The organism is Methylophilus sp. 13 (assembly GCF_015354335.1).
Lineage (GTDB): Bacteria > Pseudomonadota > Gammaproteobacteria > Burkholderiales > Methylophilaceae > Methylophilus > Methylophilus glucosoxydans.
This window is the reverse complement of the sequence record NZ_JADKYR010000003.1, coordinates 269,341-288,190: the sequence shown is the minus strand read 5'-3', so window position 1 is coordinate 288,190 and position 18,850 is coordinate 269,341. Positions and strand designations below refer to the sequence as shown.

Genomic DNA, 18,850 nt, shown 5'->3' with positions numbered 1-18,850 from the left:
TAGGCTAAGGTTTATTTTTTAATACCCAATTACTTCAAGGAATTGTATGCAAAATAACCCTACAGATTATTTGAAGCCACGTGTTGTTGACGTTGAAGTGATAACGCCACTCCGCGCACGTGTGACTTTGGAGCCAATGGAACGTGGCTTTGGCTATACCTTGGGTAATGCGTTAAGAAGAGTCTTGCTCTCTTCCATTCCGGGTTTTGCCATTACTGAAGTAAAAATTGATGGTGTCGTACATGAGTACTCCACTATCGAAGGTGTGCAAGAAGATGTTGTTGATATCTTGCTCAACCTCAAAGGTGTTGCTTTAAAACTGCACAACAAAACTGAAACCATTCTGGTTTTGAGCAAAAGCGGTGAAGGGATTGTAACAGCGGGTGATTTTGAAGTGGGTCATGATGCTGAGATTGTGAACCCAAATCATATCCTTGCTAACATCACTAAAGGCGGTAAGTTGAACCTGGAAGTGAAAGTTGAAATGGGTCGTGGTTATCAACCTGTTCCAGCGCGTCAAAAAGCCAACGATGAAGACCGTGTGTTGGGCTTCATGATGGTGGATGCGTCTTTCAGCCCGATCAACAAAGTCAGCTATCATGTTGAAAGTGCCCGTGTTGAGCAGCGTACTGACCTCGACAAGCTGATTATGGATGTGGAAACCAACGGTATCATCGAGCCTGAGCAGGCGATTCGTGATGCTGCACGTATCCTGATTGGTCAGTTGTCTGTATTTGCGAACCTGGAAGGTGCTTCTGCTGACGTTGAAGTGAAAGCAGCTCCACAGGTAGATCCTATCCTGTTGCGTCCAGTAGATGATCTGGAATTGACAGTACGTTCTGCCAACTGCCTCAAAGCAGAAAACATTTTCTACATTGGTGATCTGATTCAGCGTACTGAAAACGAATTGCTGAAGGCGCCTAACCTGGGTAGAAAATCACTGAATGAAATTAAAGATGTGTTGGCCTCCAAAGGCTTAACACTGGGAATGAAGCTGGAAAACTGGCCACCTGTTGGCTTGGAAAAAGCTTAATTTCTAATAAGATAAATACTTAAGGAAATTACTATGCGTCACGGTAATAGCAATCGTAAATTGAACAGAACCAGCAGCCACCGTGCTGCCATGTTCCGCAACATGGTGACCTCTTTGCTGCGTCACGAAGTGATCAAAACAACTTTGCCAAAAGCAAAAGAGCTGCGTAAGTACGCTGAGCCTCTGATCACTTTGGGTAAAACACCTACACTGGCAAACCGTCGTTTGGCGTTCAGCCGTCTGCGTGACCGTGACATCGTTGGTAAACTGTTCGGTGAACTGGGTCCACGTTACAATGCACGCAACGGTGGTTACCTGCGTATCCTGAAATGTGGTTTCCGCAACGGTGACAATGCGCCTATGGCGTTTGTTGAGTTGGTAGACCGTCCAGAAGTTGCAGAAGCACCAGCTGCAGAGTAAGTTCTGACGCATCAATAAAAAAGCCAGCAATCGCTGGCTTTTTTATTTGGTACGATGCGATAACAGCCATTGACTGACTTGTTCGCTATTAAAAGGCCAAGCCAGTATATTCTCCTGATCTGACGAGTTTTCTAACAATACTGGAATGCTGATTTGATAGCGTTCTAGCAATTTTTCATCTTCAATAATGTCTACGTATTGGTAAGGCAGTTTTAAGGCCTGCAAAATACGCTCTGCATCCTCACAGAGATGGCACCCAAGGGTGCCAAATAATATCAATGGCTTTTGCATAAAAGTCTAGGTAGTGTCATCAACGCTTTGTACAATAATACCTGCAAAAAATAACGGCTGCTCAACATTGGATCCTGCATGACAGAAATTCACGAACATGATGAAAAAGTAATTGAAGGCAAAGAGAGCCTCAGTGAGACTTTGCAGCAAGTGATCCATTTATTGGGTAAACACAAGCTGGTTGAGCATGTTGTGCATAGGCAGGATATGCCGAATCATGATCTGGTTGAGACGCTGGTACACAAGCAGAATTTAAATGTGCTGCAGCACAAATTGGATCAGCTACATCCGGCCGACGTTGCCTATATCTTGGAATCGCTGCCATTAGACGATCGTTTAATGGTTTGGGACCTGGTAAAAGCAGAACGTGATGGCGAGATTTTGCTCGAAGTATCCGATGCGGTGCGCCAGACGCTGATTGCTGACATGGATAGCGAAGAGTTGCTCGCCGCCGCCGAGCAGCTTGATACCGATGAGTTGGCTGATCTTGCGCCTGATTTACCTAAAGATGTATTGCAGGACTTGCTGTATAGCCTGGATACACAGCATCGTGAGCGTTTGCAGTCTGCGCTGTCTTATCCTGATGATACGGTCGGTTCGATCATGGATTTTGATATTGTGACCATTCGGGACGATATCACGCTGGAAGTGGTCTTGCGCTATCTCCGCAGGTTACCTAAGTTTCCCGACCATACCGACAAGTTGTTTGTCATTAATCGCGATGACATCCTGCAAGGGGTGTTGCCACTCAAGCGTATTATTCTGAATGATCCGGAGACCAAAGTCGGCGATATCATGTCTACCGATGCTGTGGTGTTTCACCCTGAGGATATGGCGGACCAGGCGGCGATGGCGTTTGAACGTTATGACCTGGTGACTGCCCCGGTGGTAGATAATAATCGCAAGCTGGTCGGCAGGATTACCGTGGATACGGTGATGGATATCATTCGTGAAGAGGCAGAGGCGGATATGCTGTCTTTGGCTGGTTTGCGCGAAGAAGAAGACTTCTTTGCTTCTATCTGGAAGTCGGTGCAAAACCGTTGGGCGTGGTTGGCAATTAACTTGGTGACGGCGCTGGTTGCTTCCCGAGTCATTGGCTTGTTTGAGGGTAGTATTGAGCGAATTGTTGCGTTGGCTGCACTGATGCCGATTGTTGCCGGCATAGGCGGCAATTCCGGCAACCAAACCACCACCATGATTGTACGCGGTCTGGCTTTGGGGCAGATTTCTGGCTATCACATGAAGTCTCTGTTGCAAAAAGAGATGGGCGTGGCTTTGCTGAATGGCTTAATCTGGGGCAGTGTGCTCGGCCTGATCGCTTTTTGGCTCTATCATAGCGCGGCCTTGGGGCTGGTCATGATGTCAGCGATGACTCTTAATTTGTTGTTGGCGGCCATTATTGGCGTCACCATTCCTTTGGTGATGAATAAACTGGATCGTGACCCCGCCGTGGGATCCAGCGTCCTCATTACGGCAATCACCGACAGCGGCGGCTTTATGATTTTTCTCGGCCTGGCCACCATCTTCTTGTTATAAGCGGTAATACATGGATAGCGATATTGATATTCTCTGGAAAGAAATTGCGCACGACCTGAGCTCGGTGTCGGCGTTATGGCAATTATTCATCATTGGTGCCGTGCTCGCTGTCAGCGGGCTGTTAAATCTGCACTTACGCAAGCAAATTGCGGCAGGGCGCGTAAACATCGTGTACAAAATACTGCTGGGCGGAATTGAGCGGCTGTTTTTTCCTCTGGTCGCATTTTTAATGTTACTGATTACCCGGCTCAGCCTGGAGCATTGGATGCATGTGGGGCTGATCAAGCTGTCAGTGCGCATGCTGCTGGCGATGGTGGTGATTCGCAGTTTTGTTTATGTATTGCGTTATGTCTTTTCACCTGGCGCCTGGCTGCATTCGTTTGAGCGCGTGATCGCCTGGTGTGTCTGGGTCATTGTTGCTTTGCATATCAGCGGTTTTCTCGATCCGGCATTGCAGGTTCTCGAAGACGTGAAATTCACTGTCGGCAAGCAGAAGCTGAACCTGTTGTTGCTGCTTCAAGGCAGTCTGACCATCATCATTACCATGCTGGTGGCATTGTGGCTGAGCCGCATTATTGAGATGCGCTTGATGGCTGCTACCAATATCAATGGCAACTGGCGCGTGATTATGGTCAAGCTGGTGCGCATGGTGGCGATTGTGATTGCCTTGCTGATGTCCATGGCGGCGGTGGGCATAGATGTCACCATGTTGTCCGTCTTTGGCGGCGCGCTCGGTGTTGGGTTGGGGTTTGGCTTACAAAAGATCGCCAGTAACTACGTGAGCGGCTTTATCATTTTGATGGATAAGTCTCTGCACATGGGTGACCTGATTACCATTGGGGAGCATCATGGTGTTGTGCAAGAGTTGCGCTCTCGCTACATGATCCTGCAGAAGCCCGATTCGACAGAAATCATCATTCCTAACGAGAAGATGATTACGGATGTGGTAATCAATCATACCTCTGCAGTACATACAGCCAAGGTGCCTATTCCTATTCAGATCTCCTATGAAAGCGATCTTGATCTGGCGATACAGTTATTAAAAGAAATCGGCAGAACACATGAGCGCACCATACAGGATGATACGGCGGTAGATGTGACAATCAAGTCATTTGGTCAGAATGGCATTGATTTAGTATTAGCGGTTTGGGTTCCCAACCCTGAGGAAGGTACAGCCAAATTGCAAAGTGACATTTATTATGAGATTTGGCGGCGCTTTAAAGCGAATAATATTCGGATTCCATACCCACAGCAGGAGGTCCGTATTATTTCCTCTTCAAGCGCTGTTAATGGCGATGCATAAACGATAAATGAAAGCTAATAAAAAAGCCTGCATATGCAGGCTTTTTTATTAAACACTTGAAACTAAAATTATTTCAATTTAGTCTCTTTGTACATCACATGCTTACGAGCAACTGGATCAAATTTTTTGATCTCCATTTTCTCTGGCATGGTACGTTTGTTTTTAGTAGTGGTATAGAAATGACCTGTACCAGCACTGGATTCCAATTTGATTTTTTCACGCATGATATTGTCCTTTGCTCACTAGTGCTGCGAGTTAGATTTTTTCGCCAGCAGCGCGCAAATCAGCCAATACTGCATCGATACCATTTTTGTCGATGGTACGCAAAGCGGCGTTAGTAATGCGCAGGCTTACCCAGCGGTTTTCGCTCTCAACCCAAAACTTACGGTTTTGCAAGTTAGGCAAGAAACGACGTCTTGTTTTGTTTTGTGCGTGGGAAACGTTGTTACCCACCATTGGTTTTTTACCGGTTACCTGACATACACGTGCCATGGTTGTCTCCAAATACTTTTATCTTTTCAGAAAGAGCGAGATTATAGATTGAAATTTATGATCAAATCAAGCAATTATTGCAACTTTTCAAATAATTAGTGCTTGCCTGTGCTGCCAAAGCCGCCTTCACCGCGTTCACTGCTGGTAAATTCATCCACGATATGAAAATCTGCCTGCACTACCGGCACAATCACCATCTGCGCGATACGTTCCATTGGGTTCAAAATAAACGGTTCTTTACTGCGGTTCCAGCAGGAAACCAGCAGTTGCCCCTGGTAGTCAGAGTCAATCAGGCCGACCAGGTTGCCCAATACGATGCCATGTTTATGGCCCAAGCCAGAGCGCGGCAGAATCATGGCAGCGTAATAAGTGTTATCGATATGAATCGCCATACCGGTTGGGATCATGATGGTCTCCCCCGCTTGTATGGTTTGCGTATGTTCAATACACGCTCTTAAATCCAGCCCTGCAGACCCAGGTGTCGCGTAACTTGGCATCATATGATGCAAACGAGGATCAAGGATTTTAAGGTCTACGGTAATTGACATGCGGCTGGCTCCAGAAACTGATTGCGCTATTAAACACGAAATGGCGTCGAAAATCACTAATCGCGGCAAGGCTATTCAATAAAAAAGCCAGCAGATGCTGGCTTTTAAGAAGAGATTCTTCTTTAGAACTTGTATTGTGCATTTATTCCAACGAGGTAATTGCGACCTGCAGCAGGCTCATAAAAACGTGCATTGGTATCATTGACGCGAACAGCACCTATGTACTCGCGATCAAACATATTTTCTAATCTAATATATTCTTTAAAATTCCAATGACTGAGATTTTGTTCGAGGCCTGCGCGCAGGTTAAAAATTGTATAAGAAGATGCGCTTTGCGAGTTAATATCATCAACATAAACTTTGCTGTTATATCTTCCCTCTAACGCTGTATAAAATCCCAAAGGCTGATATTTCCAAGCCACCTCGCCGTAAAGTTGATTTCGATATGTACCAGGGATGTAATTACCCGATTCAATCAGTCCGTTATTTCCAACATAGGACGAGCTATATTTCGCATTGAGAAATGAGTATGAAAGGTAAGTGGTGATATTGTTTTCATAACGGGTATCAAGGGATATCTCGGTACCGTAACGTTTAGTATTGTTCGCATTCGCGTAAACTGATCGCCCATTACTGTTTGCAGAAACAACGAGTTCATTTTGGGTGTTAATCCTGAATGCAGTTAGTGTGAGTAAGGAGGAGTCAGTAATATATGCTTTGGCACCTACTTCATAATTGTTACTTTGACTCGGTTTGAGCGTTAAATTTGGTGTCGCAGAGGCGACCGTACTATTGTAAGCAGCTTCAATAAAAGTGGGTGTCTCAAATCCTTTGCCAAAATTTGCATAAAGATTGAGCGCTGGTGTAACTTTCCAGGTGGCTCCCAAAACAGGGTTAGTCTTTTGGTAGTCAACTGAGCCGCTATTATCAGGTGGAGTTAACTGGTCATTTACTTTTAGAGTGACTTTTGTATGACGAACACCAGCATGCACGTCAAAATTATCGGTTAACGCAAGTTTTCCTTGAATGTATTGGTCGAAGTTATCGACAATATTATCTTCGATTCTATTAGGGCCTAAGCCTGTTCCCTGAATATTGGTGTCTTTGCGCGCATCAGTCGATTTTCCATAATTCAGTCCAAGGCTGATATTGTATTGTTTTCCTGCTACCTCACCTCTATTGTCCCAGCGTAAGTCTGAACCATAGAACTCTCTGGAAATTTGACTTGATCTAGCATTCGAGCCTGTCGCATTTGTTGCCAAAATCTGGTTGTTTTCGCGCGTGCCAACATAAGTAATCAAGTTGATTGTATTGTTTGGGTTGATTGTATGTTCAAAATTAAATCCAACTTGCGTGTGGCTGCGAGATACTCTTGTGTTCGCGTTCAGAGTAGCTGGAACGACCCCTTTTCGATCACTTGCAACATCAGCTTTCGTCAATCCACCAGGATCTTGGGCATCTTGATCAAACCAGTTAACTAAAGTGGTGACTTTGGTATCTTCTGTGAGGTTGAATTTGAATTTGGCAGTGGCCATCTGCTTGTTGCTTCTACTATGGTCACGGTAACCATCAGACTCGAAGTTGGAAACATTCAGCATGTATTCCATCCCTTCAAGCTGGCCGGAGGCTTCCAAGATGTTGCGTTTGGTGTCATAGCTGCCAAACATTGCGGTTGCACCTAGTGTTGGCGTTGCAGGGGCATCTTGGGTGAACATTTGAATTACGCCACCGGACGAGTTGCCGTAAAGCGAAGAGAATGGCCCGCGCATGACTTCTATACTTTTAATTGCTGACAGGTCAACTACGCCGGGTTGGCCTTGGCCATCTGGCATGGTCAGCGGGATGCCGTCGACATAAATACGAATGCCACGCACCCCAAACGATGAACGTGCACCAAAACCCCGGCTGGAAATTTGTGGGTCTTGCGCCTGCTGCGTGCGGTTTTGCGCGGTAATGCCGGGTACGCGAATCAGACTTTCCGAGAGGTTGATCTGCAGCTGGCCATCTTTGATGTTTTTTTGCTCTACGACGTCAATCGCGACCGGGAGGTCAAAGCTGTTTTGTGCTTGTCGGGTGGCTGTGACCACAATAGGGGACAGGGTGACGGCTTTTTCTTCATCTGCCAATCCGCTGGTGGGGGCGGTGAAGGCGGTTGCGATGGCCATCGATAAAGGCGTGAGGCGGAATACGCGCATGTTCAAACTTTCTACTTAAAATCGAATCGCGCGATTGTAAGCTGTGCGTAAGCTTTCCCTCCTCAGTATTTTCATGAAAATACTGAGGAGGCCTGAAGATATTTAATGTGGATCAAGTCTCGCATGCAGGTGGCAGAGAATCTCGAACGCGATATTGATTTTTTCATTAGCTTGCAGGGGTGTTTCAGCTTGATCATCTATGATGGTCACCGTGTTGTGGTCGCTGCCCAAGGCGGAATTGGCATGATTCGCCACAATCATGGGAATCCGCTTCGCCAGCCGTTTTTGTCGGGCGTGTTCGAGTATTTGTTCTGACTCTGCTGCAAAACCGACACAATAAGGCGGATTAGGCAAGGACGCGACATCTGCCAGAATGTCTTTGTTTTTTATGAGTGTTAAGGTAAGTGTAGACTCACTCTTTTTGATTTTCTGCGTTGATATTTGTTGTGGCCGGTAGTCTGCCACGGCGGCGACGGCAATAAATACATCTTGGTTGGCAATATGCTGCATCACTGTTTGATACATCTCACCGGCGCTGCCGGCGAAGCAGGCTTGGCTGACTTCGGGAGGCGTGACTTGATGGTGGCCATAGATTAGCGTGACCGTTGCGCCCATACGGGTGGCGGCTTGCGCCAGAGCAAAGCCCATTTTGCCACTGCTCAGGTTGGTGATGCCACGCACCGGATCCAGCATTTCCATGGTCGCACCTGCGGTTATCAGGATGTTTTTTCCAGCCAATAACTTGGGTGTGAAAAAACGGGTGAGGGCCTCCAGCAGGTGATCCGGCTCCAGCATTCTGCCTTGTCCGACTTCGCCACATGCCTGCTCACCGCTATCCGGCCCCAGGACGGTGACGCCATCTTGCCTGAGTTGTTGCACGTTGCGCTGGGTCGCCGCATTCTCCCACATTTGTCTGTTCATGGCGGGTGCAACCAGAAGTGGGCACTCACGTGCAAGGCATAAGGTGGAGAGCAGGTCGTTGGCAAAGCCATGCGCCAGTTTGGCCATAAAATCGGCACTGGCTGGTGCAACCAGGATGGCATCTGCCTGACGGCTGAGCTCAATGTGCGGCATGCCATTGGCGATACGCTGATCCCAGCTATCTATAAACACAGGTTGCCCGGACAAGGCTTGCAAGGTGGTTGGGGTGATAAAGTGGGTGGCTGCTTCAGTCATCACCACTTGTACATGGTGGCCTTGTTTAACCAGCAAGCGCACCAATTCTGCTGTTTTGTAAGCAGCGATGCCGCCAGTGACGCCCAGCAGAATATTTAAAGGTTTTGCGTAGATCGCATTCATGGCAAGTATTTTAACTGCAAAAGCGCGCATCGAAGCATTTTTGAGCGCCGCCGGCTGTCTTTAAACATGTTAACATCTATCCATCCTTTGGGTGGCAGGCATGATAAAGACAGTCCGAATTTTCTTCTGGGTAGTAGTGGTGAGTGCGGCTTTATTGCAGCTTTGGCAAGAGTACGAAGTCCTGCAATGGCGGCATCCGCTCAAGGTGGCTTTATATCCGGTCAATGCCGATGGCTCTGCAACTTCAGCCGCGTATATTGCCAGTTTGCGTGCTGAGGATTTTGAACAGTTGGCGGCCTTTTTCTCGCGGGAGGCCGCCAAATATCAATTGCCCTTGAGGCGGCCAATCACGTTTTATCTGGGCCCGGAAATTCATCAGGTGCCGCCTGCGCCACCCGCAGTGAGTGCGCCGTTGCATGAGATTATTTTGTGGAGTCTGCAATTTCGCTGGTTTGGCTGGCGGCATCAGCCGGAGGTTGGTGTCCCGCTAGACATCAAGTTGTATTTGCTCTATCACGATCCGGCCCGGCAGCGCCATTTACGGCACTCCACCGCCTTGCACAAAGGCCGCCTCGGCCGTGTCAATTTGTTTGCCGAAAACAGCCAGCACTCTGTGAATGCTGTCATCGTGGCGCATGAGCTGCTGCATACCCTGAGTGCCACAGATAAATACGACCTCAACACCCATCAGCCCCAGTTTCCGCAAGGATATGCAGAGCCCTATGCCCAGCCGCTATATCCGCAATCCATGGCCGAGCTGATGGCGGGCCAGATCCCTCAATCTGCGCAAACCTCGCGCATGGCAAAAAGTTTGGATGAAGTGGTGATTGGCCGACCAACAGCACGTGAGATCGGTTGGCTGCATTAGGCGATAAAAGGGGGCAACATGGCAATTACAGATTGGCCGGAACAGGAACGTCCACGCGAAAAGTTGCTGCGCACCGGCGCAGTGTCATTATCTGACGCAGAGTTATTGGCGATTTTCTTGCGTGTTGGGGTGGCTGGTAAAACCGCTGTGGATTTGGCGAGAGAGTTGTTGCAACATTTTCATAGCCTGAATGGCGTGTTTTCAGCAGATCTTAAACAGATGTCACGGGTGTCTGGCATGGGGGTGAGTAAATATTGCCAGTTGCAGGCGGTGCTGGAAATGAGCAAGCGGGCCTTGGGCGAAACCTTGCAGCAAAATGACAGTTTTCGCTCGCCACGCCAGGTGAAGGATTATTTGCAGTTACAACTGTCGGCCTTGCAGCGCGAAGTGTTTGGTATTTTGTTTTTAGATGCGCAAAATCGGCTGATCGCCTATGAAACCTTATTCGAAGGCAGCTTGATGCAAACCAATGTTTATCCGCGTGAGGTGGTTAAACGCGCGCTGGCGCTCAATGCGGCCGCGGTGATCCTGAGCCATAATCATCCCGGTGGGGTCGCCAGTCCGAGTCGAGCCGATGAGCAATTAACCAACAGTTTGAAAGAAGCGTTGATGCTGGTGGATGTGAAAGTGCTGGATCACATTATCGTCGCCAAGCAAGAGACGTTTTCTTTTAGCGAACAGGGGATGATTTGAAGCTGATCTGCTGAAGGCTGGGAGTGGTGGGTGCTAACGGGGTCGAACCGCTGACATTCGCCTTGTAAGGGCGACGCTCTACCAACTGAGCTAAGCACCCGTGCCTTGCAACGAAGCGCGCATTATACCGAAACTCTTTTTTAGTGCAAGCAGTTGCCCGGAATAAATGTGAAAGACTGCAGATGTTGACACGGCTGATGGATCACCAGAAACCGTCAAGGACGATTCCGGTGCAAGAATGGTGGCTTTAGGTGGTGAGTCGTTTGGTGATGTTAACTAACTGTAGCGAAATATCGGCGATGCCGGTTTTACGCTTAAAAGCCATTTCAGCCAGGAGTGAATAAGCCTGGTCTTCGCTGAGATCGCGCTGATGCATGAGAATGTCACGCGCGCTATCCACCAACTTCTGGTCTTCAAGACTCAGAATGTCGCGTGGAACGGGAGGCATGCCAGAAGCCATAACAGAATTGGGTGGTCTCATTGATCGTTTAATCAGATTATTACTGCTAGAGTTTTAGCAAACTGTATGCCAGCTGGATAAGCTTTGATAACAATATGATTCTAATCAGGAAACAGGCGGGACCTTTCTTTTTTGATGGCGGCGCTGTTCTAACTAGTCTGCACCACCGCAGTGCAGTTGCACCAGTTCGCAAGGGGGAGTGGGCCTGTGTAGAGTTTTGCGAAGATGAGCGCTTTTTGTTACAGTGCAGAGATTAAAAAAGGGAAGAAATGGCATGTTAAAAGGGTTGTTGAGGCAGGTGTTTTGGGGATTGCTGGCGCTCTTGGGGGCCACCGCTTTTGCACAAATTGCCTGGTGGCGTGGAGAAACATTGAATGCACTGTGGCTGATCACTGCGGCAGTGTGTGTTTACCTGATTGCCTATCGTTTTTATGCGGCCTGGATTGCGGCCAAAGTGCTGAGTATTGATGCCACCCGAGCCACGCCGGCCGAGCGGTTGAATAATGGCCGCGATTATGTGCCCACGCATCGCTGGGTGGTCTTCGGTCATCACTTTGCGGCCATTGCCGGGCCAGGTCCTTTGGTTGGGCCTACCCTGGCGGCACAATTCGGATTTTTGCCAGGCACCTTATGGATACTGATCGGGGCTGTGCTAGGCGGCGCAGTGCAGGATATGGTCACGCTGTTTTTATCTACCCGCCGCGATGGCCGCAGTCTGGGGCAAATGGCGCGAGATGAAATCGGCGCTATTGGTGGAACCGCCGCCATGATTGCAACGTTGGTCATCATGATTATTTTGATCGCAGTGCTGGGTCTGGTCGTGGTCAACGCCATGAAACACAGCCCTTGGGGCACGTCGACGGTTGCCGCGACCATTCCTATTGCTATGGTCGTCGGTGTCTATATGCGTTATCTGCGTCCGGGCCGTGTGCTTGAGGCGTCGTTGTTGGGCGTCGCTTTGCTGCTTGGTTCAGTGGTGTTGGGTGGCTGGGTTGATCATCATCCGACCCTGGCGGCGCTGTTTGACCATGAAGGCTTGCCGTTGGCGTTTAGCGTGATTGCCTATGGCTTTGCCGCGGCTGTGTTGCCGGTGTGGTTGTTGCTGGCCCCCCGCGATTATTTATCGACTTATATGAAGCTGGGCACGGTCATGATGCTGGCTGTGGCGATTTTATGGTTACGGCCCGAGATACACATGCCCGCGATCACGCCGTTTATTGATGGCACGGGGCCGATTTTTGGCGGCAAGTTGTTTCCGTTTGTGTTTATTACGATTGCCTGCGGCGCGATTTCTGGCTTTCATGCTTTGATCGCCAGTGGCACCACGCCCAAGCTGATTTCCAGTGAGGGCGATATCCGCATAATCGGTTATGGCGCCATGTTGCTAGAGAGTTTTGTTGCCATCATGGCCATGATCGCGGCAACCGTGTTAGAGCCTGGCGTCTATTTTGCGATTAACAGCCCGGCAGGCGTGGTCGGTAAAGAGGCGCTGGATGCTGTGAATACCATCAGCAGTTGGGGCTATCCGGTCACCGTGGAACAGATGCAGCATCTGGCAAGTGCGATGGGGGAAACGACCTTGTTTGCCCGCACCGGGGGCGCACCTAGCCTGGCGGTGGGCATGGCCAGTATTCTGGGCACGGTATTCGGGGAGCATTTGCTGGCCTTGTGGTATCACTTCGCCATCATGTTTGAGGCCATCTTCATTCTCACCACGCTCGATGCAGGCACACGCGTGGGTCGCTTTATGCTGCAAGATATGTTGGGTAACTTGCATCCCAAGTTAGGGGAAACCTCCTATACGCCGTCAGTGGTGTTAACCAGCGCGTTGATCGTCGCTGGCTGGGGTTATTTCCTCTATATCGGGGTGATTGACCCGAATGGCGGGGTCAATATTTTATGGCCGCTGTTTGGGATAGCCAACCAGATGCTGGCCGCGATTGCCCTGTCGGTTGCCACCGGGATCTTGATCAAGTCTGGCCGCGCGAATAAGGCCTGGATCACTGCGTTGCCCTTGGTCTGGTTGCTGGTGGTGACCACCAGTGCGGCTTACGAGAAGATTTTTAGTCAGGATATCCGGGTCGGTTTTTTTGCGGCCGCGAATGATTTGGCGCAGAAGCTGTCTACAGGGGTATTGCCGCCAGAAAAGGCGGCTGTTGCGCCGCAACTGATTTTTAACCAGCAGTTAGATGCCTGGCTCACCTTGTTTTTTGTGACCATGCTGTGGGTGGTGGTAGTGGATATGGTCAGGATGAGTAGACGTAGCCTGGCCGGTTTGCCCGTGAGTGCAAGTCATGAAACGGCGTACGTGGCGACTAAACTGGGCTAGAGGAGGAACATCATGCGATTGCTCAAGCAAATATGGCAGCGTGTCAGACAGCTTTCTGGCGATGATGCCTATGAACGCTATCTGGCACATTATGCCGAGCATCATGCGCATTTGCCTGATGCGCCGCCTCTGCTAGGGCGGGCAGCATTTTTCAAACAATGGCAGGATCAGAAATGGACAGGCGTCAAACGGTGTTGCTAGCTGAAATGGATCCAGGGGATATTTCGCGCATTATTGAGATGGCATGGGAGGATCGTACGCCGTTTGAGGCAATTGCCAGCCAGTTTGGGCTCAGGCAGGCAGACGTGATTATCCTCATGCGGCAGCAACTAAGTTCGGCTGCATTTATTGCCTGGCGTAAACGTACGCGTGGCCAACATACCAAGCACCAGGCGCTACGCAGCCCGGCGGTGAGTCGGCATTGCTCGTCCTATCAACACAAGCAATACCGACCTTAGCATTTTTTATCGCGCGCCGCGAATGTAACAAAGCTGTTTCAGCCGCACATGCGGCTACGGATTCAGTTAAAATAGGATTTTAACGTCAATCCTAGTGTTTCCCATGCCTAAATACCGTTCTCACACGACTACTCAAGGTCGTAACATGGCTGGTGCCCGCGCCTTGTGGCGTGCCACTGGTATGAAAGATGAAGATTTTTCCAAACCGATTATCGCGGTGGCTAACTCGTTTACGCAGTTTGTTCCTGGCCATGTGCATTTAAAAGATCTAGGTCAACTGGTTGCCCGTGAAATTGAAAAAGCGGGTGGCGTAGCCAAAGAATTTAACACAATTGCTGTCGATGACGGTATCGCCATGGGGCATGGAGGCATGCTCTACAGCCTGCCTAGCCGTGATTTGATTGCTGACAGTGTTGAGTATATGGTGAATGCGCACTGTGCGGATGCGCTGGTGTGTATCTCCAACTGTGACAAGATCACGCCGGGCATGTTGATGGCGGCATTACGCTTGAATATCCCTGTCGTATTTGTATCTGGTGGCCCTATGGAAGCCGGTAAAGTGAACTGGCAAGGCCAGATACGCAAGCTGGATTTGGTCGATGCCATGGTCGAAGCCGCGGATAGTCATGTCAGTGATGAAGAGGTGGCAGAGGTAGAACGTTCTGCGTGCCCAACCTGCGGTTCCTGTTCGGGCATGTTTACCGCCAACTCGATGAACTGTCTGACTGAAGCCTTGGGTTTAAGTTTGCCAGGCAATGGTTCTACACTCGCCACCCATGCTGCGCGCAAGCAGTTGTTCCTGCAAGCGGGTCGACTGATTGTTGAGCTGGCAAAACGCCACTACGAGCAGGATGATTACAGTGTGTTGCCACGCAATATCGCGACCATGCAAGCGTTTGAGAACGCCATGAGTCTGGATGTGGCCATGGGCGGCTCTACCAATACCGTCTTGCATTTGCTGGCGGCTGCGCATGAAGCCGGTGTCGATTTCACCATGAAAGACATCGACCGCATCTCACGTCAGGTACCGTGCGTTTCCAAAGTGGCACCTGCAACCAGCAAATATCACATGGAAGATGTGCATCGTGCCGGTGGCGTGATGGGCATCCTGGCCGAACTGAATCGTGCCGGTGTCATCCATACGGGCGTGCCAACCGTTCATAGTGCAACCATGGGCGAAGCACTGGCCAAATGGGACATTATGACCACGCAGGATGAGGACGTGAAAAAGTTTTATCGTGCTGCGCCTGGTGGCATTTCAACCACCATCGCGTTTAGCCAGAGCATGCTGTGGCCAGAGCTGGATAATGACCGTGAAAATGGCTGTATCCGCGACAAGGCGCATGCCTACTCGCTGGATGGAGGGCTGGCCGTGCTCTATGGCAATATTGCGCAAGATGGCTGTATCGTGAAAACAGCAGGCGTGGATGACAGTATTCTTAAATTCACCGGGCGCGCCCGTGTATTTGAAAGCCAGGACTCTGCCGTGGAAGCCATTCTCAACGACAAGATTGTGGCCGGGGATGTCGTGGTGATTCGCTATGAAGGGCCGCGTGGCGGGCCGGGCATGCAAGAAATGCTTTATCCGACCTCGTACCTCAAATCCAAAGGGTTGGGTAAAGCTTGTGCCTTGCTGACTGATGGCCGTTTCTCAGGTGGTACATCCGGCCTGAGTATTGGGCATGCCTCGCCAGAAGCTGCTGAAGGCGGTGCGATCGGCCTAGTGCAGGAAGGCGACACCATAGAAATTGATATTCCGAATCGCACCATACACCTGGCGGTGACTGATGAAGAAATGGCGCACCGCCGAGCCAATATGGAGGCCAAAGGCGCCCAGGCATGGAAACCGCTGAACCGTGAGCGTCTGGTCTCACCTGCCTTGCGCGCTTATGCCGCCATGAGCACCAGTGCCGCCAAAGGCGCCGTGCGTGATGTGACCCAGATCGAAAGGGGAAGATAATGAACGACGAATGTAGCATCCTCGCCAAAAGCATGGAAATGACCAAGCGCATGAAGTTGCATGCGCATGTCAATCAATGGCAAGACGAAAACGGTCTGCAATATCTCGAAATTGATAATCCGCTGGCGACCGGCAAGATTGCCTTGCAGGGCGCACATGTCATGCACTGGCAACCCAAGTTCCTTTCACACCCGGTTTTATGGTTGTCCAGCAATGCGCGTTATGTCAAAGGGCGTTCTATCCGCGGTGGCGTCCCCATTTGCTGGCCGTGGTTTGGCGCGCACCCTACCGACAGCACTTTGTGTCCGCATGGCTTTGCGCGCGTGATTCCCTGGCGAGTCATGGATATTGACGCGACGCCAACCGGTGCCACCCGCATCATTCTCGAAATGCAGCAAACGCCAGAAGCACAACGTCAGTTGTCCTATCCTTATGAGCTGACGCTGACCATTACTATTGGCCGCCGCTTGCGGATTGATCTGGCGACCACCAATCTGGCTGAGCATCCATTTGTGATTAGTGAAGCCTTTCACACCTATTTTAATGTCAGTGATTTATCCAATATCAAAATTACCGGCATGCAAGATTTGGTTTATCTGGATAAGCTACTCAAATACGAGCGCAACGTCGAGCACAACCCATTGAGCTTTGACGGCCACGAATATGACCGTGTTTATGTCGATCACAGCTCTGATTGTTCTATCCATGACAGCGGCTATAATCGCATCATCCATGTGTCCAAATCCGGCAGTGATACCACGGTTGTCTGGAATCCTGGTGCCGATAAGGCTGCGACCATGGGCGATATGGGCGTGGGCGAAGAGTGGCGCAAGACCATTTGTGTGGAAACAACCAACGCGCTGGATAATATGGTGGTGATTAATCCTGGCCGCAAACATGTCCTGAGCGCCGAGTATTCGATCGAGACCCTGTAACCTTGTTGTGACACGTGTCAACCATCTTGTTTCACGTGCGTTTTTAGGGTGTTGGCAAAACGCCAAACTGGTTCAAATTATCAATACGGCCTCGTATTTTAGCGGTTTTACTATTGTAGATTTTGGCTGGTCAGGTAAGATGCCACATGCACGAAAATTGCATTTCGGGGTTCTATTTATTTAGAGGATATTCAAGGAGATCGCATGAAAGTTTTATTATCCGCAATCGCAGCAGCGACCATGTTGATGGCAGGTTCTGCTCACGCTGTTGACGCTGCCGCTGCTAAAGCATTGGCACAAAAAAGCGGCTGTTTGGCTTGCCACAGTGTGGATGCTAAAGTATTGGGCCCAGCTTACAAAGATGTTGCTGCTAAATACAAAGGCGACAAAGGTGCTGAAGCTAAATTGATCGCTAAAGTTAAAGCGGGTGGTAGCGGTGTTTGGGGCAATATTCCAATGCCAGCAAACAGCCCACAAGTGAAAGACGAAGACATCAAAACCATTGTTGAATGGGTATTGTCTCTGTAATTCCAGCGTTGCTGTGAATCAAAAAAGCCGACTCAATCGTCGGCTTTTTTATTGCTGCTCGCGCGGGCTAAATTGTTAGCGCAAGCGGCTGTGTCTGAGTGAGTAAACAAAATAGAACACCACGCCCACCACTGCCCACAAGCCAAAGCGATGCCAGGTTGAGGCGGGTAAAAACGACATTAGCGCACCGCAGGTGATGACGCCGCCAAGTGGGATCAGCGGATTAAAAGGATTTTTGAACGGCCGCGGTAAGTCTGGATGGGTCTGACGCAAGCGGATCACGCCAATGCAGACCATAATGAAACTGGCCAGCGTCCCGATATTGACCGTTTCTGCCAATTCGCCGAGCGGGATAAAACCGGCTACGATGGAAACCACCGTTCCGCAAAGCAAGATAATTTTACTCGGTGTTTGGCGGTCAGGATTCACTGCTGAAAATACCGGGGAAATCAGGCCGTCGCGGCTCATGGCAAATAAAATACGTGTCAGGCCGTAGAGCAGCACCAGCAGCACAGTAATCAAGCCAGCCAGCACGCCAGTCGCCACTAGTGTGGATGACCAGGTATAACCCAGTTTGGTCAATGCATAAGCCACGGGTGACGAGGTATTCAGCTCGTGATAAGGAATCACACCGGTCAGCGTGCCAGAGACGATGATATAAATAATGGTGCAAAATGCCAGTGAAGCGATCAGCCCAATCGGTAAGTCGCGTTGTGGCAGTTTGCATTCTTCAGCCGCGGTTGACACAGCATCAAAGCCAAAATAGGCAAAAAAGACCAGCGAGGCGCCAGCCAGTACGCCAATATTTTTGCCGTTGTCCAGCGTTTCAAACCAGCCAAACGGCATAAATGGCAGCCAGTTTTCGGTGTGAATATGACCCACGGACAGGGCGAGAAAAATCGCAATCGTGGACAGTTTGATAATCACCATCAGGTTATTGGCTCGCGCACTTTCCTTAACGCCGACCATGAGTAACAGGGTCAACACCCAGATAATGGCAAAGGCTGGCAGGTTGATGGTGCCGCCTAACACCGGTGCCTTGGTCAAGTGCGCTGGCAAATGCAGACCTAGGTTGCTCAAGGTGTTTACAAAGTAACCTGCCCAGCCATTGGCAACCGCTGCAGCGCCAACGCCATACTCCAGTAATAGCATCCAGCCCATCATCCATGCAGCAAACTCGCCAAACGCGACATAGCTGTAACCATAGGCGCTGCCAGAGCCGCCAATTGAAGACGAGAGTTCGGCATAAGATAACGCCGCAAATCCTGCAGCGATGGCCGCAATAATAAATGAAAGGACGACGGCGGGGCCGGATTGGGTCGCGGCCGCGATGCCGGTCAGGACAAAAATGCCGGTACCGATGGCGCCACCGATGCCTAGCAAGGCCAGGTCAAAGGCGGTTAAACATTTTTTCAGGCCGGTATGCGCATGTGGTTGGATAGGTTTTTTGCGCAATAATTGTTCTAGCATTGATTGATTCTCCCCATGTCTGCCTAGGGTAA

At 49.8% G+C, this 18,850-nt stretch carries 20 protein-coding genes and 1 tRNA gene; 12 read left to right on the top strand and 9 right to left on the bottom strand.

Annotated features, from left to right (window positions below; genetic code table 11):
* The first annotated feature begins 46 nt into the window (after positions 1 to 46).
* Positions 47 to 1,033, top strand: a complete 987-nt coding sequence (gene rpoA / locus INP77_RS09085; RefSeq protein WP_194748718.1) for a DNA-directed RNA polymerase subunit alpha — start codon at positions 47 to 49, stop codon at positions 1,031 to 1,033.
* Positions 1,034 to 1,066: 33 nt separating this feature from the next.
* Positions 1,067 to 1,453 carry a 50S ribosomal protein L17 gene (gene rplQ, locus INP77_RS09080; protein WP_194748717.1) on the top strand — a complete coding sequence of 129 codons (387 nt, stop codon included), beginning with the start codon at positions 1,067 to 1,069 and terminating at the stop codon, positions 1,451 to 1,453.
* Positions 1,454 to 1,495: 42 nt separating this feature from the next.
* Here rplQ and INP77_RS09075 read toward each other — a convergent pair whose 3' ends face one another.
* Positions 1,496 to 1,744: a glutaredoxin family protein gene (locus tag INP77_RS09075; protein WP_194748716.1), complete on the bottom strand. Its 249-nt coding sequence runs from the start codon at positions 1,742 to 1,744 to the stop codon at positions 1,496 to 1,498.
* 78 nt (positions 1,745 to 1,822) lie between these two features.
* Between INP77_RS09075 and mgtE the strand changes: the two genes are divergently transcribed.
* Together mgtE and INP77_RS09065 are read left to right on the top strand one after the other, a co-directional pair.
* Positions 1,823 to 3,280, top strand: coding sequence for a magnesium transporter (gene mgtE / locus INP77_RS09070; RefSeq protein ID WP_194748715.1), 1,458 nt, complete (start codon positions 1,823 to 1,825; stop codon positions 3,278 to 3,280).
* A gap of 10 nt (positions 3,281 to 3,290) precedes the next feature.
* Positions 3,291 to 4,583 carry a mechanosensitive ion channel family protein gene (locus INP77_RS09065; protein WP_194748714.1) on the top strand — a complete coding sequence of 431 codons (1,293 nt, stop codon included), beginning with the start codon at positions 3,291 to 3,293 and terminating at the stop codon, positions 4,581 to 4,583.
* A 68-nt stretch (positions 4,584 to 4,651) separates the two neighbouring features.
* On the opposite strand, the gene rpmG is transcribed toward INP77_RS09065, so the two are convergent.
* The 5 genes from rpmG to coaBC form a co-directional block, all read right to left on the bottom strand.
* On the bottom strand, positions 4,652 to 4,807 hold the full coding sequence (gene rpmG, locus INP77_RS09060) for a 50S ribosomal protein L33 (protein ID WP_013441158.1): 156 nt from the start codon (positions 4,805 to 4,807) through the stop codon (positions 4,652 to 4,654).
* 31 nt (positions 4,808 to 4,838) lie between these two features.
* On the bottom strand, positions 4,839 to 5,075 hold the full coding sequence (gene rpmB / locus INP77_RS09055; RefSeq protein WP_018986249.1) for a 50S ribosomal protein L28: 237 nt from the start codon (positions 5,073 to 5,075) through the stop codon (positions 4,839 to 4,841).
* Positions 5,076 to 5,170: 95 nt separating this feature from the next.
* Positions 5,171 to 5,623 (bottom strand): dUTP diphosphatase, encoded by a 453-nt coding sequence (gene dut / locus INP77_RS09050; RefSeq protein ID WP_194748713.1) that lies wholly within the window; start codon positions 5,621 to 5,623, stop codon positions 5,171 to 5,173.
* 122 nt (positions 5,624 to 5,745) lie between these two features.
* Positions 5,746 to 7,818: a TonB-dependent receptor gene (locus INP77_RS09045; RefSeq protein ID WP_194748712.1), complete on the bottom strand. Its 2,073-nt coding sequence runs from the start codon at positions 7,816 to 7,818 to the stop codon at positions 5,746 to 5,748.
* Positions 7,819 to 7,920: 102 nt separating this feature from the next.
* Positions 7,921 to 9,117, bottom strand: a complete 1,197-nt coding sequence (gene coaBC / locus INP77_RS09040; RefSeq protein ID WP_194748711.1) for a bifunctional phosphopantothenoylcysteine decarboxylase/phosphopantothenate--cysteine ligase CoaBC — start codon at positions 9,115 to 9,117, stop codon at positions 7,921 to 7,923.
* A 100-nt stretch (positions 9,118 to 9,217) separates the two neighbouring features.
* Between coaBC and INP77_RS09035 the strand changes: the two genes are divergently transcribed.
* Positions 9,218 to 9,985 carry a hypothetical protein gene (locus INP77_RS09035; RefSeq protein WP_194748710.1) on the top strand — a complete coding sequence of 256 codons (768 nt, stop codon included), beginning with the start codon at positions 9,218 to 9,220 and terminating at the stop codon, positions 9,983 to 9,985.
* Between the two features lie 18 nt (positions 9,986 to 10,003).
* Positions 10,004 to 10,678, top strand: a complete 675-nt coding sequence (radC, locus tag INP77_RS09030) for a DNA repair protein RadC (protein WP_194748709.1) — start codon at positions 10,004 to 10,006, stop codon at positions 10,676 to 10,678.
* 24 nt (positions 10,679 to 10,702) lie between these two features.
* On the opposite strand, the gene INP77_RS09025 is transcribed toward radC, so the two are convergent.
* Positions 10,703 to 10,778 (bottom strand) — tRNA-Val (locus INP77_RS09025).
* Positions 10,779 to 10,925: 147 nt separating this feature from the next.
* Entirely contained in the window at positions 10,926 to 11,126 is a 201-nt protein-coding gene (locus INP77_RS09020) for an ANTAR domain-containing protein (RefSeq protein WP_228518840.1), read from the bottom strand.
* 286 nt (positions 11,127 to 11,412) lie between these two features.
* Here INP77_RS09020 and INP77_RS09015 point away from each other — a divergent pair, with 286 nt between their 5' ends.
* From INP77_RS09015 to INP77_RS08990, 6 genes are all read left to right on the top strand, one after another.
* Entirely contained in the window at positions 11,413 to 13,467 is a 2,055-nt protein-coding gene (locus tag INP77_RS09015) for a carbon starvation CstA family protein (RefSeq protein WP_194748708.1), read from the top strand.
* Between the two features lie 12 nt (positions 13,468 to 13,479).
* Positions 13,480 to 13,668, top strand: a complete 189-nt coding sequence (locus INP77_RS09010) for a YbdD/YjiX family protein (RefSeq protein WP_194748707.1) — start codon at positions 13,480 to 13,482, stop codon at positions 13,666 to 13,668.
* Positions 13,641 to 13,925, top strand: a complete 285-nt coding sequence (locus INP77_RS09005; RefSeq protein WP_228518839.1) for a TIGR03643 family protein — start codon at positions 13,641 to 13,643, stop codon at positions 13,923 to 13,925. Before INP77_RS09010 ends, INP77_RS09005 begins: the two co-directional genes overlap by 28 nt.
* Positions 13,926 to 14,028: 103 nt before the next feature.
* Positions 14,029 to 15,885 (top strand): dihydroxy-acid dehydratase, encoded by a 1,857-nt coding sequence (ilvD, locus tag INP77_RS09000; protein WP_194748706.1) that lies wholly within the window; start codon positions 14,029 to 14,031, stop codon positions 15,883 to 15,885.
* A complete protein-coding gene (locus INP77_RS08995; protein ID WP_194748705.1) occupies positions 15,885 to 16,820 on the top strand; it encodes a D-hexose-6-phosphate mutarotase in 936 nt (311 codons plus the stop codon). Before ilvD ends, INP77_RS08995 begins: the two co-directional genes overlap by 1 nt.
* A 204-nt stretch (positions 16,821 to 17,024) precedes the next feature.
* Positions 17,025 to 17,348: a c-type cytochrome gene (locus INP77_RS08990; RefSeq protein ID WP_194748704.1), complete on the top strand. Its 324-nt coding sequence runs from the start codon at positions 17,025 to 17,027 to the stop codon at positions 17,346 to 17,348.
* A gap of 75 nt (positions 17,349 to 17,423) precedes the next feature.
* Here the strand turns inward: INP77_RS08990 and INP77_RS08985 are convergent, their stop codons facing one another.
* The gene (locus INP77_RS08985; protein WP_194748703.1) at positions 17,424 to 18,818 is read right to left on the bottom strand and encodes an amino acid permease; all 1,395 of its coding nucleotides are present in this window, start codon (positions 18,816 to 18,818) and stop codon (positions 17,424 to 17,426) included.
* Positions 18,819 to 18,850: the final 32 nt, after the last annotated feature.

What these genes read in the sequence shown, in the direction of transcription:
- rpoA (WP_194748718.1), top strand. Translation starts at nt 47, where the DNA reads ATGCAAAATAACCCTACAGATTATTTGAAGCCACGTGTTGTTGACGTT.
- rplQ (WP_194748717.1), top strand. Translation starts at nt 1,067, where the DNA reads ATGCGTCACGGTAATAGCAATCGTAAATTGAACAGAACCAGCAGCCAC.
- INP77_RS09075 (WP_194748716.1), bottom strand. Translation starts at nt 1,744, where the DNA reads ATGCAAAAGCCATTGATATTATTTGGCACCCTTGGGTGCCATCTCTGT.
- mgtE (WP_194748715.1), top strand. Translation starts at nt 1,823, where the DNA reads ATGACAGAAATTCACGAACATGATGAAAAAGTAATTGAAGGCAAAGAG.
- INP77_RS09065 (WP_194748714.1), top strand. Translation starts at nt 3,291, where the DNA reads ATGGATAGCGATATTGATATTCTCTGGAAAGAAATTGCGCACGACCTG.
- rpmG (WP_013441158.1), bottom strand. Translation starts at nt 4,807, where the DNA reads ATGCGTGAAAAAATCAAATTGGAATCCAGTGCTGGTACAGGTCATTTC.
- rpmB (WP_018986249.1), bottom strand. Translation starts at nt 5,075, where the DNA reads ATGGCACGTGTATGTCAGGTAACCGGTAAAAAACCAATGGTGGGTAAC.
- dut (WP_194748713.1), bottom strand. Translation starts at nt 5,623, where the DNA reads ATGTCAATTACCGTAGACCTTAAAATCCTTGATCCTCGTTTGCATCAT.
- INP77_RS09045 (WP_194748712.1), bottom strand. Translation starts at nt 7,818, where the DNA reads ATGCGCGTATTCCGCCTCACGCCTTTATCGATGGCCATCGCAACCGCC.
- coaBC (WP_194748711.1), bottom strand. Translation starts at nt 9,117, where the DNA reads ATGAATGCGATCTACGCAAAACCTTTAAATATTCTGCTGGGCGTCACT.
- INP77_RS09035 (WP_194748710.1), top strand. Translation starts at nt 9,218, where the DNA reads ATGATAAAGACAGTCCGAATTTTCTTCTGGGTAGTAGTGGTGAGTGCG.
- radC (WP_194748709.1), top strand. Translation starts at nt 10,004, where the DNA reads ATGGCAATTACAGATTGGCCGGAACAGGAACGTCCACGCGAAAAGTTG.
- INP77_RS09020 (WP_228518840.1), bottom strand. Translation starts at nt 11,126, where the DNA reads ATGCCTCCCGTTCCACGCGACATTCTGAGTCTTGAAGACCAGAAGTTG.
- INP77_RS09015 (WP_194748708.1), top strand. Translation starts at nt 11,413, where the DNA reads ATGTTAAAAGGGTTGTTGAGGCAGGTGTTTTGGGGATTGCTGGCGCTC.
- INP77_RS09010 (WP_194748707.1), top strand. Translation starts at nt 13,480, where the DNA reads ATGCGATTGCTCAAGCAAATATGGCAGCGTGTCAGACAGCTTTCTGGC.
- INP77_RS09005 (WP_228518839.1), top strand. Translation starts at nt 13,641, where the DNA reads ATGGACAGGCGTCAAACGGTGTTGCTAGCTGAAATGGATCCAGGGGAT.
- ilvD (WP_194748706.1), top strand. Translation starts at nt 14,029, where the DNA reads ATGCCTAAATACCGTTCTCACACGACTACTCAAGGTCGTAACATGGCT.
- INP77_RS08995 (WP_194748705.1), top strand. Translation starts at nt 15,885, where the DNA reads ATGAACGACGAATGTAGCATCCTCGCCAAAAGCATGGAAATGACCAAG.
- INP77_RS08990 (WP_194748704.1), top strand. Translation starts at nt 17,025, where the DNA reads ATGAAAGTTTTATTATCCGCAATCGCAGCAGCGACCATGTTGATGGCA.
- INP77_RS08985 (WP_194748703.1), bottom strand. Translation starts at nt 18,818, where the DNA reads ATGCTAGAACAATTATTGCGCAAAAAACCTATCCAACCACATGCGCAT.